The sequence below is a fragment of the Hyphomicrobium sp. genome, from assembly GCF_036833075.1.
Lineage (GTDB): Bacteria > Pseudomonadota > Alphaproteobacteria > Rhizobiales > Hyphomicrobiaceae > Hyphomicrobium_C.
The window spans coordinates 60,728-74,030 of the sequence record NZ_DAITQL010000002.1 but is presented as its reverse complement, the minus strand read 5'-3'; the positions used below and the strand labels follow the sequence as shown (position 1 = coordinate 74,030).

Genomic DNA, 13,303 nt, shown 5'->3' with positions numbered 1-13,303 from the left:
GCGGAGCGCATTTGACGCAAAGCAAACAACCGACACGCTTATTGCCACATTTTGCCCAGTTTGCCACATCCTCCCGGTCGCCGGCCGGCGACTGAGAGAAATCAACCTTCACCCTGGATCACATTTGCTTGATCGATCGGGGCCTGGCGCAGGCAATCGCAGAATTCCAAGGCTTGATCAGAGGCCGCGGCGCTGAAGCACGTTCTCGATGTCGCCGACACTGCGAATTTCCATCATCTCGTCCATCGAGAGACGAATGGAGAACGCCGTCTCCAGCTCGCGGATCAAAGCGATATGCCGCAGCGAATCCCATTTCGGAATGTCATCGGGCGACGTCGCCCGCGTGAGCGGACCGGTGTGCTGAAACACTTCGGTGAAGATCGATACGATCTCCGGATAGGACAAGGCTGTCCCCGCGGCATAAACGTCCATTCAAGCCTCCCAGCTTGGAGTCACATAAGGCGAAACAGGCGGGTCGTTGACGTCGATCGGGAATAGCCAAGTCGTCCCGCCCTCGCCGGCGCCTGTCTGCTCGAAACCGCACGCGCTATAGAAATCGCGGACCATGGCATTCTTGGGCGTCGGAATATACTCGCCGCTGACGCGCCGCACGCCGCGCCGGCTGAGCTCCCGGAGCAACTCGCCCATGAACGCGCGCTCGACGTCCCGGCCGATCACGCGGCAGCTCATGAGCAGCGTACGGATGACCGCCTCCTCATCGCGGATGGTAACCGTCGCAACGGTGACGATGCCGTGGTCGCCGAACTTGTCCGTCACCCGGCCCACGACGGCCATGCCGCCCGCCTCGTCCTTCATCAGCGCCGCGATGTCGGGCTCGGTCAGGCGCCGCGTCGTCAGATTGAACTGATTGGTTCTCTGGTGCATTTGCGCCGCGCGCGCCACGGTCTTCTCGTTGACGAAGCTCACGACCAGGCGCTGCTCCAGAGAGGAGAGATAGGCTTCCACGCTGACGGCGCCCGCCTTCGCGTCCCGCCCCTTGCGCTCGACGGCATAGAGACGCGCGCGCGATTCATCCTCGGCCGTGAGGCGCAAAAGCCAGGTCGCGCTCAACCGGCGCAGCCAGAGCGGCCTCTCGGCCGGATCGGACGGCATTTCCGGGACCAGCACCTCCGGGCAAAGGCGCCGCATGGCCTCGCGCTCATGCGGGCTGTCGTCGATGAAGACAAAGCTGTCGAGGCCGAGGTTGAGCTCCCCCGCAAGCTTGCGGATGTTGTCTGGCTTCGGCTCCCAGTTGACGGCGGCGGCCGTGAAATCATCCGACCTCAGCGTCATGCCAGAATGACGCTCGAACACCGAGAGCGCGTCGGAATTGTTCTTGCTCAACGCGACCAGCAGAAACCCTTGGGCTTTGAGCCTCAGGCACTCCCGCTGCATGGCTTGGAAGGCATTGCCGGGAAACTCCTCGCCGCACGCAAGCCGCTCGATGCCGTCGTCGCCATAGACGCCGCCCCACAGCGTATTGTCGAAATCGACGGCCAGCACCTTCGCCGGCCCGCGCCGCAGCAGCCGCCATGCCTCCGCGAACGCGTTCGCCATGAGCCGCGTCGCGTCCGCGGAATAGGAGATCCGGCCGTAGTACCAAAGCCGGGCATCGCTCTGATCGCGGACCGCGAGCGGGGCGAGCGCCTGGTCGGCATCGACGACCACGATGCGGTTCGATTTCTCGGCCGCGTCGAGAATTCGCGCGTTCAGCATATCGACGCCGCAACGGATCCCCATGGCATGGCGCCGATCCAGAAATCCCGCCGTGGGGGCTTGAGGGAGCGGGATCGTGCTGATCAGCAACGGGACGTCCGCGCGCGCAGCGAACGCGTCCAAGGCATCGCCCAGAATGTCCGCCACATCGGCGAGACGGCTCTGCATATCCGCCGATCCGAGACGCCAATCCCGCGGCACGAGGCTATTGAAGTCGAGCAGCACGGCCAGCGCGTCGATCCCGTCGGGCGGGGCCATGAGATCGGCGAGAGCACTCCCGAAAGCGCCTTCCGTGACCTCCGCCCGCCACCCCTGCACGGCGAACGCGGGACGGAGCGCGTCCATCAATATCCATGTCGTCGAGGTACCCGAGAGCCGGATCCGTGCGGCAGGCAAGATCTCAAGATAGGCATCGAACGCCTTGCCGGTGTATTTCAGGACGTCAGGAGCGCGGGAGAATTGCGCGAGCGCAAGACTGAGAGCGTCATCGTCCCAGCTGAGCGCGATGAGCCTCTGCACGAGGGCCGCGGTGACGCTGGGCTCCAGATCCGTCTCGTGGGCCAGCATGGCGAGCGCCGCAGACATCGCCTTGCGCTCGTGCCGGTCTCCGCCCGCATGATTGAGGCGGTTCAGGGCCGCCAGGCCCGCAGGCAGCTTCCGCGCGGCGTCTCCGTCGATCGTGTGGCCTGCGAGGAGCAGCGCTTGCGACAGCCATCGCGGGATGCCGAGGCCCGCCTGATCGAGCGACGACAGAAGAAGACCGACCTTGTGCGGAGCGACCAGGGACCAGTCGATGGATGGCAGGATGACGCGCTGGCGCAGGCACTCCGGCGCCGCCGCAATGGCGGCATCGACGATCTCGTCGATCTTGTTGTCAGGCGCCGGCTCAATGCTCCGCCGCGCGGCGCTTTGCGCGCCACCCCCGTTTCGCGGGTCGAGAAAGACCGAAGACATCCCGAGGCTCCTCAAAGCATGTGCTCGCCACCCGTCACGAGCAGGTTTTCTCCGGTGATGAACGCTGCGTACGGTGAAGCAAGCATCAGGGCCGCGCCCGCGACATCCTCCGGCGTTGCGAGACGGCGCAGAGGCGTGCGCGAAACCGTCATCTCCCGCATGCGGTCGGGCACGTTGGCCACGAGATCGGTCTCGACCAGCGATGGCGAAATCATGTTCACCGTGATCCCGTCCGGACCCAGCTCCTGCGCCAGGTTCTTGCTCATCGCCAGGAGCGCGCTCTTGGCCGCGACATAGGGCAGCCAATTGTGCGCGGTGCGGCCGAGGACGGCCGACGAAACAACCGTCACGATCTTGCCCTTGCGCGCCTTCAAGGCCGGCAGCGCCGCCTGCGTGACGCGAAAGGCGCCGCCGACGATCTGATCGTAGGCATCGGAAAGGTCGGTCCATTGGAGGCGGGAGAACGGTGCCGACACGATCTTAGGACCGGCATTGTTGACGAGGATGTCGAGGCCGCCCTCTGCGGTCACCTGCTCCATCATCCTTGCGACATCGTCCTCGCGCGTGATGTCGGCTTGAACCGGGCGGCATGTGCCTCCTCGCTCGACGATCTCTCGCGCAAGCGTTTCGGCAGCCGTCTGGCTCTTGTGATAGTTGATCCAGACCGTTGCGCCATGCTGGCCGAAGAGTTGCGCAATGGCCCGGCCGATGCCGCGCGAGGCACCGGTGACGAGGGCGACGCGCCCTTCGAGAAGTCGGAGTGCACCCGCCTCGGCCGGAAGCGGATCCCGCTTCCTGGGCTCGGCCAGGCGAAGCACCTTCACCGTCGCCGTCCCGCGCATGACGCAATCGTCCTCGGAGCGCAGGATTTCCGTCCGCATCGTGACGAGGCGCGTCTCCCTATCGATGTTCTCGATCGTCGCCCGCGCCTCGACGGTATCCCCGATGAACACCGGCTTGGTGAATTCGATGCTTTGCGAAATGTAGAGAGCGCCGCGACCGGGCAGTTTCATTCCGACCAGCGTCGAGAGAAGGCTGGCGTGCAGGAATCCATGCACCACGCGCTGGCCGAACTCGGTGCGTGCGGCAAATTCGTCATCCATGTGCAGCGCGTTACAATCCCCGGAAAGCCGGGCGAAGGCGGCCACTTCTTCCGCCGAAATCGTACGCGCAAGGCTCTCCGTCTGGCCGATCTCCAGCTCCATAAGACGGTCTGTTGCGCTCGCGATCATGGTTGACGGTTTGCCCCGGTCCACTGCCTTGCGAAGCGATAGCCGCCGCAATCGCTTGCGGATTTGATTTTCGTCAAGCGGGGGCGGCGGCGGCGCTGCTAGTAGCCAACCTGTCGCGCGGACCAGGCTTGCGCTCCGGATTCGGGAAAGGCGGAGCGCGGCTGCGGGGGATCCGCACGTTTACCAAACCGGGAGTATGCTGATGGCCTCAACCTACGAAACCGTTTCCGGCATTATCTCATCGAGCAGCGACGTCCCCGTGGAGCAGATCACGCCGCAGTCTCATGTCATGAAGGATCTCGGCGTCGACAGCCTCGCCTTCCTGGATATCACCTTCGAGATCGACCAGACGTTCGGCATCAAGCTTCCCGTCGAAGAGTGGATGGCCAGGGTCAACGAGGGCAAGGACAAGGGCGACGACTATTTCATCGTCGGCAACATCTGCGCCCAGATCGACTCCCTGCGCGTCGCTGCCGCGCAATAACGACCGACAATGCGTTTAGAATACTTCCAAATGCTCGATGAGATCGAGGCGCTCGACGCCGAGCAGGCCTCTCTCGTGGCGGTGGCGCGCGTACCCATCGAAAGCCCTGTCTTCGAAGGGCACTTTCCCGGCTATCCCATCATGCCGGGCGTACTTCTTCTCGAAACCATGGCGCAAGCCGCCGGGTATCTGCTCATGACGCTCGACGGCTTCACGCGGATGCCGTTCTTCGCGTGCGCCAAGACGGCGAACTTCCGCTCGTTCGTGGCCCCCGGATCGATATTGAAGGTGAGCGCATCGCGCATTCATGCGGGCTCCGGCTACGCGGTCATGTCGACCACCCTCGACTGCGTGGGCAAGCGCGTCAGCGATGCCCAGCTCACCATGCGCACCACGGCCTTTCCCTCGAGCGCACTCGAGCAGCATGTCCGGCGGGAGGGCGAACGGCTCGGCTTCCTGAAGCCGGCAGAGGCGAGCCGATGAGGCAAGGGCGCGAGGAGGTCTGGATAACCGGCATCGGGCTTGTCAGCTCGCTCGGCGAAGGCGCGGACGTACATTGGCAAAAGCTCGGCCGTCCGATCGCGCCCGAGCCGGTTGTCGACCACGAGCGCTTCGCGCCCTACACGGTTCATCCCCTCGCGGACATCGACTTCGCGCATCAGATCCCCCGCACCAGCGACCAGCGCCAGATGGAGCGCTGGCAGAGAATTGGCGTCTATTCCGCAGGGCTCGCGCTCGCCGACGCCAATATTGCCGGAGATCAGGAGCTTCTCGAACGGACGGATCTGTGCATCGCGGCCGGCAACGGCGAGCGGGACCTCGCCCTCGATTCGCGCATCCTCGCCGGAAGCGGCGCGGAGGGACCCACGGGCGCCTATCTCAATCAACAGCTCGCGACGGGGCTGCGCCCCACGCTCTACCTCGGGCAGCTTTCGAACCTGCTCGCAGGCAACATCTCCATCGTTCACAAGGCGACCGGATCGTCGCGCACCTTCAAGGGCGAAGAGATGGCCGGCGTGTCGGCGGTTGCTGACGCCGTCCACAGGATCGAGGCCGGGCAAGGGGAAGTGTTCCTCGTCGGCGGAGCGCTCAATGCCGAGCGCGAGGATGCGCTTCTCGGTTCGGAGCTTGCCGGCGCCCTGTGCAGCGGGCCTTATCGGCCCGTCTGGAAGCGCCGCGACCAGGGCGGCGGCCTCGTGCTGGGCAGCCTCGGTGCGTTTCTGGTTCTCGAGGCCAGAGGGCACGCTCACGCCAGGGGCGCGGTGCCTTATGCACGCCTGTCCACCGTTCTCTCGGATCGCTCGCGCCGCAGGTCCGGAGAAGCGTCCGCCGCCGCGGCCCGGCTCTTCAGCCGCCTTCCGCTCGATTCGGACACCCCCAATATCGGCATACTGTCGGGCGCGAGCGGAGCCGAGCCCGCAACGGCAGAAGAGCTGCAATTCCTCGCCGGTATCGAGCGGCGCGGGTTCAACCCGCAAGTGAGAGCGTGGGGAAGCCTGCTCGGTCATTCGCTCGAAGCGCATTTCGTGGCGGGCCTGGCGCTGGCGGCCCTGGCGATGTCCAACGATGCCTTCTACCCGCCTTTCGGCACATCCGAGGTCGAGACCCCGTCCAACCTGCGCGTCGACCGGATTCTCGTCACCGCCTTCGGCCATTGGCGCGGCGAGGCGCTGGCACTGGTGCAATCGGCGTGGTGAGGGCGAGCACCATGGAGGGCCCACTCCTCGACCATAAGGGCCGGCCGGTGGTCGTGATCACCGGCGTCGGCCTCGTGACGTCGCTCGGCGTCGGCGCGTCCGATTGCTGGACCAGGCTCCTGGCCGGGCAGTCGGGCGTGAAGTCCATCACGCGCTTTCCGACCGAGGGGCTGCGAACCACCATCGCCGGCACCGTCGATGATATCGCCGTCGCCCCCACGTCCGCCCACGATCTTTCGACCGCCATTGCCGAGGCCGCAGCCAGCGAGGCGATCGCTCAGGCGGGCATCGGCCGCGCATCATATTTTCCCGGCCCGCTGATCGTCGCAACGCCGCCCTCCGAGCTCGAGTGGCCCCACCTCGGCAAACTCCACGGCGCCGGCCGGGACGAGGAGCTCGCGGGATACCGGCGTATTCTTGCAAACGCCCGGACGGGCGCGTTCGCGAGCCTGGCGCGGCATGTGCGGTTCTCCTCCATCGCCGACCGCCTGCAGGAGCGGTTCGGCACTCAGGGAGAGCCCCTTTCGGTCTGCACCGCATGCGCGTCGGGGGCGACGACGATCCAGCTCGGTCTGGAGGCGATCCGGCGCGGCGACACCGAGGCGGCCCTCTGTGTCGGCACCGACGCGACGGTCCACCCCGAAGGACTGATCCGTTTCTCTCTTCTTTCCGCCCTGTCGACGGCCAACGAGCAGCCGCAAAAGGCTTCGAAGCCCTTCTCGAAGAACCGGGACGGCTTCGTCATGTCCGAAGGCGCCGGCGCGCTCGTGCTCGAATCCTACGCTGCGGCGAAGGCGCGCGGCGCGAGAATTCTGGCCGTCGTGCGCGGATGCGGCGAGAAGGCCGACGACTATCACCGGACCCGCTCGAAACCGGATGGCGCGGCGATGATCGGCGCCATTCGCAAGACCCTCGCCGACGCCGGGGTCGAGCCCGAGCAGATCGACTACATCAACGCCCACGGCACCAGCACCCCCGAGAACGACAAGATGGAGCACCTGTCGCTTCGGGCAGTCATGGGCGACCATCTGGCGCGAACCCCGATCAGCTCGAACAAGTCCGTCGTCGGCCACACGCTGATTGCGGCCGGCTCGGTGGAAGCGGTTTTCTCCGTGCTGACGCTCGAGACCGGCATGCTGCCGCCGACTATCAACTACGACGAGCCGGATCCAGATCTTCCGCTCGACGTGGTGCCCAACGTCAGCCGGCCCGCCCGCGTATCGACGATCATCTCCAACTCGTTCGGCTTCGGCGGCCAGAACGTGTGCGTCGTCTTTTCGGGAGAGCCCGCATGACCTCACGTCGAAACGGCTCCACAACCATCGGAACAGGTCCTCATCATGTACGGTAGCGAAGGCGAGCGGATGCGCAGCACGACCATTCGGGCAGCCGAGCTTCACGGCCAGCGCCATGTCGTCGTCAACGTGGTCGACGACGTGCCGCCGCCCAAACCCGATGAGGTTAAGATCCGCATCGGCGCCGTGGCGCTCAATCATATCGACGTGTGGAGCTGGCGAGGAATGGCCTTCGCCAAGCGCGAATTGCCGATCATTCTCGGAGCCGAGGCGGCCGGCGAGGTCGTCGACGTGGGCGATGCGGTCGAGGATCTCTTCCGCGGCGACACGGTGGCGATCTACGGCGCGAGAACCTGCGGCACCTGCGCGCCTTGCCGCGAGGGTCGCGACAATTTCTGCGAAGGGCCGCAGGCGATGTACGGCTTTCATATCGACGGCTTCCTGCGTACCCATGTCAACGTGCCCGCGCGCATCGCCGTCAAGGCGCCGAAGGGGCTCGATGTGATGGCGGCCGCCTGCGCGCCAATCACGTTCGGGACCGTGGAGCACATGCTGTTCGACAATGCCGGACTCAAGGCCGGAGAGACGGTGCTCGTTCACGCAGGAGGCAGCGGCATCGGAACCGCGGCAATCCAGCTCGCCAAGGCCGTGGGCGCGACCGTGATCACGACGGTCGGCACCGCAGAGAAGGCAAAGAAGGCCGCGGCCCTCGGCGCCGATCACGTCATCAACTACCGCGAGGAGCGGGTCGAAGGACGCGTGCGAAAAATCACGGGGCGGCGCGGCGTCGACGTCGTATTCGAGCACGTCGGGCCGGCGACCTGGGAAGGCAGCATCATGTCTCTCAAGCGCGGCGGTCGCCTCGTGACCTGCGGCTCGACCACCGGCGTCGCGCAGAGCACTAACCTCTACCTGCTGTTCCAGCAGCAGCTGCGACTCATCGGCAGCTTCGGGTGCCGCATGCAGAACATGCGAGACGTCATGGAAAAGATGGCCAAGGGCCTCGTCGCTCCAACGATCGACACCGTCATTCGCCTCGACGAGATCGAGAAGGGCTTGGCACGTCTCGAAGCGCGCGACGTGTTCGGAAAAATCGTGGTGGCCCTCTAACATTTCGAGAGCTGATGTGAGCAATCCGGCAGAACAAAACGAGGTTTGGATCACGGGCGTGGGGCTCGTGAGCTCGCTCGGGGCCGACGCCAACGAGCACGCCGAACGGTTTTTCTCGGGCGCCCCCGTCGTGCCCGTCGTCGACGAGACCCGCTATGCGCCCTACTCCGTGCATCCCCTGACGGAGCTCGACTTCTCGAAACAGATCCCGAAGAAGAGCGATCAGCGGCAAATGGAGCTGTGGCAGCGGATCGGCGTGCACGCGGCCGGGCTGGCGCTCTCCGACGCCGGCATCGCCGGGCACCCCGATCTGCTCGACCAAACCCATCTCGTTGTCGCCGCCGGCAGCGGCGAGCGTGACACCAAGGTCGATTGCGAGGTTCTCGACAAGCTTGGCCCCCGCGACGACGCGGCGCTCCTGGCCAAGGAAGTGCTGCCGAGTGCCCTGCGCCCGACCTTGTTTCTGGCCCAGCTCTCCAACATGCTCGCCGGCAACATCTCGATCGTGCACAATGTCACCGGCTCGTCGCGGACGTTCATGGGCGAAGAGATGGCGGGCCTTGCGGCCATGGAGAACGCGTTCCGCCGCATTGCCGCCTCGCAAGCCGATGTCGTTCTCGTTGGTGGTGCGCTCAACGCTGAGCGGGAGGATCTGCTGCTCGGCTACGAGATCGGCCACAACCTGTGGCGCGGCCCCGTCCGGCCGGTATGGGAGCGGCGCGACGACGGCGGCGGCTTCAGTCCCGGCAGCATGGGCGCCTTTGTCGTGCTCGAATCTGCCGCGCATGCAGAAGCCCGAGGCGCCAAGCGCTATGCGCGCCTGACCGCGATCGAAACCGACCGGGCAAACCGGGAGCCGGGAGAGGTTATGCACACTCTGCTGCAGCTTCTCCCGCGCCTGAACCGCGAGAGTCTGGCCGGCCCGCTTCTGGTCCTGAGCGGCGCCAGCGGCGCTGAGCCGGCGACCAAGGAAGAGCTCGTCTTTCTCACCCGCCTCGCCGCACGCGATCGGGTGGTCGCGGCACGCGCCTACGGCAGCCTGCTCGGACATGGTGTCGAAGCCCACTTCCCGATGGGCGTGGCGCTGGCCGCCCTGGCGCTCGAGCATAAAGCCTCGCTCCCGCCCTCGGGGCCAGCCGATATCGAGGGCCCGCTCTCGACGCCGCTCGAGCATGTGCTGGTCACCGGCGTCGGCCATTGGCGGGGCGAAGGCCTTGCACTCGTCGAAGCAATCCAGTGAGGCCGCAATGAGCACGGCATATCGTGACAGCAAGGGCCGTCCGCGCGTTGCCGTGACGGGCATGGGGGTCATCACCTCGCTCGGTGAGGGCAAGAGGGACAACTGGGCCGCGCTGACGCAGGGGCGGTCCGGCATCCGGTCCATCACCCGGTTTCCCACCGATGGCTTGCGCACGACCATCGCCGGCACCGTCGATTTTCCGAGCACCCGGCCCTACTCCGCCGCCGCGCTCTCGACGGACATGGCGCTCACCGCCGGCAGCGAGGCCATCGGCCAGGCGCGCATCGGGTCGAAGGCGGCCTTTCCGGGGCCGCTCTTCCTGGCGACGCCTCCCGCCGAGATCGAATGGCCGCAACGCAGAGCCCTCTACGAGGCATCGTCGGAGCCGGCTCAAACGGGTTACAAGCGCCTGCTGGCCGCCGCGCGCGCGTCCGATTGGAGCGAGCTGCAGGCGCTTTGCCAATTCGCCAGCGTCGCCGAGCATGTGGCCCGCGGGCTCGGCACGCGCGGGCTGCCGGTCTCGGTCTCGACGGCCTGCGCCTCCGGCGCGACGGCGATCCAGCTCGGCGTCGAAGCTATCCGCCGCGGCGATACCGAGGCCGCGCTCTGCATCGGCACCGACAGCTCGGTGCAGATCGAGGCCCTGATCCGCTTCTCGCTCCTCTCGGCGCTCTCGACGCGCAACGACGCGCCGGCCGGAGCCTCACGCCCGTTCTCGAAGGATCGTGACGGGTTCGTGATGGCCGAAGGAGCGGGCGCCTTGGTGCTCGAGTCCTACGAGGCGGCGCGTGCGCGCGGCGCCGAGATCCTGGGCGAGGTTCTGGGCTGCGGCGAGAAAGCCGACGATTATCACCGCACCCGCTCCAAGCCCGACGGCACGGCGATCATCGGAGCGATCCGCAACGCGCTCGCGGACGCCGGCGTCGACCCCCGGCAGATCGACTACGTCAATGCCCACGGCACAAGCACGCCCGAGAACGACAAGATGGAATACCTGTCGCTGCATGCGGTGCTGGGCGACCATCTCGCGGCCACGCCGGTCAGCTCGAACAAATCGATGATCGGCCACACGCTCTCGGCTTCGGGGGCGATAGAGGCCGTGTTCTCGCTGCTCACCATCCGCAACGGCGTGTTGCCGCCGACCATCAACTGCACGACGCCTGATCCCGAAATCCCGATTGACGTCGTCGCGAATATCGCCCGCACGGCGCGGGTGAGGACGGTGCTTTCGAACTCGTTCGGTTTCGGCGGGCAGAACGCCTCCCTCGTGCTGGGCGCCGCCGAACCCGGCCCCGCCTGACCTTGACGTGGAGCAGCAAAGGCACGGCGCTTTTTATCCCACAATGTTCTAATTTGCTTCCGATCTGAATTCTGATTCGCGCCATGGCGGGTTTCGAGGCGCACGAGATGTCCGGCAGAGGAAAACAGGAAATGTCTCGACGCGCATCGGCGCCATTGGCATCGGCCGGACTATTCGCGGCCTTCGCAGGCTTGGCCGTCTTCGCTCCCTTGCCGGCGTCTGCGGCCGATCTCGGCGGCGACTGCTGCGCCGATCTCGAAGAGCGCGTGGCCGAGCTCGAGGCCACGACCGCCCGCAAGGGCAACCGCAAGGTCTCCCTCACCGTCTCCGGCTATATCGCCCAGGAGATCACGGTGTGGGACGACGGCACCGAGAGCAACGTTTACATCCACGGTCTCGGCCCCACACAAGCCTCGCACGTCAAGTTCAACGGCCAGGCGACCATCGCGCCGGGTTGGACCGCGGGCTACATGCTGCGCATCCAGGATCTGACCGGCAACGCCTTCGCCGGCGGCGACAACGCCATCAACCAGCTCAACGGCAGCAACAACGGCAACCTCAACACGCAGATGTCGTTCTGGTATCTGCAGAGCGAGAGCCTCGGCAAGCTCAGCGTCGGCCGCCTCGCCCATGCCGCCAAGAGCGCGGGGATGTTCACGGACCTCTCCGGCACGCAGATCATCGACAATTACACCTTCCTCGCCGGCTTCCCGCAGTTTCGCCTCCGCACCTCGTCGGGCGAGCTTTCGTCCTTGACCTGGGGCCAGCTTGGCTTCTGCTACACGCAGGGCGCTCCCCTCGGCGGCGACTGCAACGGCATCGTCATGAACGGCGTGCGCTACGACACGCCCACGTTTGCCGGCTTCTCCGCTTCGGCGAGCTGGGGCGAGGACGACTTCTGGGAGCTCGCGGCCCGCTACTCGGGTGAGATCGCGGGCTTCAAGGTGGCGGCCGGTGTCGGGTACACCTCCATGACCAGCGAGACCACCTCCTTCGTCGTCCCCGCAGACCACAAGGATTCCGAGTTCTTCCAGGCCGGCGCCTACGTCCAGCACCTCGCCACCGGCCTCTTCCTGCACGGCATCTACGGCAACGAGGACAACAACGGCACTGCGCTGACCTCGGGACGCCTGGAGCCCGACAGCGACCACTACTATGTCAAGGCCGGCATCCGCCGCAAAGTCCTGCCCCTCGGCGCCACCATCGTCTACGGCGACTATGCCCGCTACAACGACCAGCTCGGCCCCGCCGCAATCAACATGGGCGCCACCTCGAGCACGCTCGAGCGCATCGGCGGCGGCATCGCCCAGGAGATCGACGCCGCGGCCATGACGGTCTACCTCAAATACCAGCACTATCAGGCCGATATCGACGGCATCTCCGACCTCGACAATCTCGAGGACGCTGACTTCGTCAGCTTCGGCGGCCTCATCAACTTCTGAGGGCAGGATCGGCGCAGACGCCTTTGCGCCGCCGCATTCAGGACCTCTGTCGAGGTGAGGCCGGCCCGCGCGCTCTCTTAACCCAGGTCAACGCCGACCGCTTCGATCCTTGGCTTACTCTCGGTGTCTGCTGCAGAGGCCGTGACCTTGACCGGGAAGGCCCGGCGGGCATGGTTTTCCGCTGAGACCGAGGACCTACCGATGAACATCGCGGCAATCGTGTATGAAGGCAATCAGGGCTCGACCGTCGACACGCTCTTGGCCAGCGTCAGCTACTGTCTGCGTCAGGCCGGATGGAAACTGGCCGGTGCCGTGCAGTCTCCGGGGGCGGTCCGCAACAGCCGTTGCGAAATGACGCTCGAGGACCTGGCCACAGGCGCTTGCATCGAGACGTCCGACACCCTCGGCCCGAACGCCGCCGGCTGCCGGCTCGACACGGAGGCGCTCGAGGACTCGGTCGGCCTCGCCACCTCGTCTCTCGATCCCGAGACGAAGCTCGTGGTCGTCAATCGTTTCGGCAAACGCGAAACGGAAGGTCATGGCTTCCGCGACATGATCGAGAACGCGGTCTCCCTGGAGGTGCCGGTTCTCATCGGGTTGAAAAAGATCCATCTCGAGGCATGGACCGATTTCGTCGGCGGCGATCCGCTTCTGTTGCCGACCGATGTGGACGAGGTTCTAAGCTGGTGCGAGGCGGCCGCATCAAGCACGCCATCCCCTTGAAGCCCGATCTCGCCAAGCGGGCTGGTCCCATAATTGGATGGGCCGTGACGTGAGGACTTCCATGCGGCCGTGAGGAACGGTCGCGCAGCAGGTCTTATGAATTTTGCAAG

General features: G+C 65.8%; 12 protein-coding genes. 9 read left to right on the top strand and 3 right to left on the bottom strand.

All coding sequences use genetic code 11. The features are described from left to right. Positions 1–177: 177 nt before the first annotated feature. Genes V7082_RS01365 through V7082_RS01355 form a run of 3 tightly spaced genes read right to left on the bottom strand, consistent with a single transcriptional unit; the run spans position 178 to position 3,875 of the window. Entirely contained in the window at positions 178–432 is a 255-nt protein-coding gene (locus tag V7082_RS01365) for an acyl carrier protein (RefSeq protein ID WP_334145678.1), read from the bottom strand. Beyond that, on the bottom strand, positions 433–2,670 hold the full coding sequence (locus V7082_RS01360; protein WP_334145677.1) for an HAD-IIIC family phosphatase: 2,238 nt from the start codon (positions 2,668–2,670) through the stop codon (positions 433–435). Positions 2,671–2,681: 11 nt separating this feature from the next. Continuing rightward, positions 2,682–3,875, bottom strand: a complete 1,194-nt coding sequence (locus V7082_RS01355) for an SDR family oxidoreductase (RefSeq protein WP_334145675.1) — start codon at positions 3,873–3,875, stop codon at positions 2,682–2,684. 229 nt (positions 3,876–4,104) lie between these two features. Between V7082_RS01355 and V7082_RS01350 the strand changes: the two genes are divergently transcribed. The 9 genes from V7082_RS01350 (at position 4,105) to V7082_RS01310 (ending at position 13,193) form a co-directional block, all read left to right on the top strand. Continuing rightward, positions 4,105–4,386, top strand: coding sequence for an acyl carrier protein (locus V7082_RS01350; protein ID WP_334145673.1), 282 nt, complete (start codon positions 4,105–4,107; stop codon positions 4,384–4,386). 30 nt (positions 4,387–4,416) lie between these two features. Continuing rightward, positions 4,417–4,869: a 3-hydroxyacyl-ACP dehydratase FabZ family protein gene (locus tag V7082_RS01345; protein WP_334145671.1), complete on the top strand. Its 453-nt coding sequence runs from the start codon at positions 4,417–4,419 to the stop codon at positions 4,867–4,869. After that, on the top strand, positions 4,866–6,083 hold the full coding sequence (locus V7082_RS01340; protein WP_334145670.1) for a beta-ketoacyl-ACP synthase: 1,218 nt from the start codon (positions 4,866–4,868) through the stop codon (positions 6,081–6,083). The genes V7082_RS01345 and V7082_RS01340 overlap by 4 nt, the downstream gene beginning before the upstream one ends. A gap of 11 nt (positions 6,084–6,094) precedes the next feature. Then, entirely contained in the window at positions 6,095–7,378 is a 1,284-nt protein-coding gene (locus tag V7082_RS01335) for a beta-ketoacyl-ACP synthase (protein WP_334145669.1), read from the top strand. A gap of 84 nt (positions 7,379–7,462) precedes the next feature. Then, positions 7,463–8,488, top strand: a complete 1,026-nt coding sequence (locus V7082_RS01330) for a zinc-binding dehydrogenase (RefSeq protein ID WP_442909739.1) — start codon at positions 7,463–7,465, stop codon at positions 8,486–8,488. Positions 8,489–8,504: 16 nt separating this feature from the next. After that, on the top strand, positions 8,505–9,728 hold the full coding sequence (locus V7082_RS01325) for a beta-ketoacyl-ACP synthase (protein WP_334145666.1): 1,224 nt from the start codon (positions 8,505–8,507) through the stop codon (positions 9,726–9,728). A gap of 7 nt (positions 9,729–9,735) precedes the next feature. After that, on the top strand, positions 9,736–11,028 hold the full coding sequence (locus V7082_RS01320) for a beta-ketoacyl-ACP synthase (RefSeq protein WP_334145664.1): 1,293 nt from the start codon (positions 9,736–9,738) through the stop codon (positions 11,026–11,028). 131 nt (positions 11,029–11,159) lie between these two features. After that, positions 11,160–12,470, top strand: a complete 1,311-nt coding sequence (locus V7082_RS01315; RefSeq protein WP_334145663.1) for a porin — start codon at positions 11,160–11,162, stop codon at positions 12,468–12,470. 201 nt (positions 12,471–12,671) lie between these two features. Further along, the gene (locus V7082_RS01310) at positions 12,672–13,193 is read left to right on the top strand and encodes a DUF2478 domain-containing protein (RefSeq protein WP_334145661.1); all 522 of its coding nucleotides are present in this window, start codon (positions 12,672–12,674) and stop codon (positions 13,191–13,193) included. Positions 13,194–13,303 lie beyond the last annotated feature (110 nt).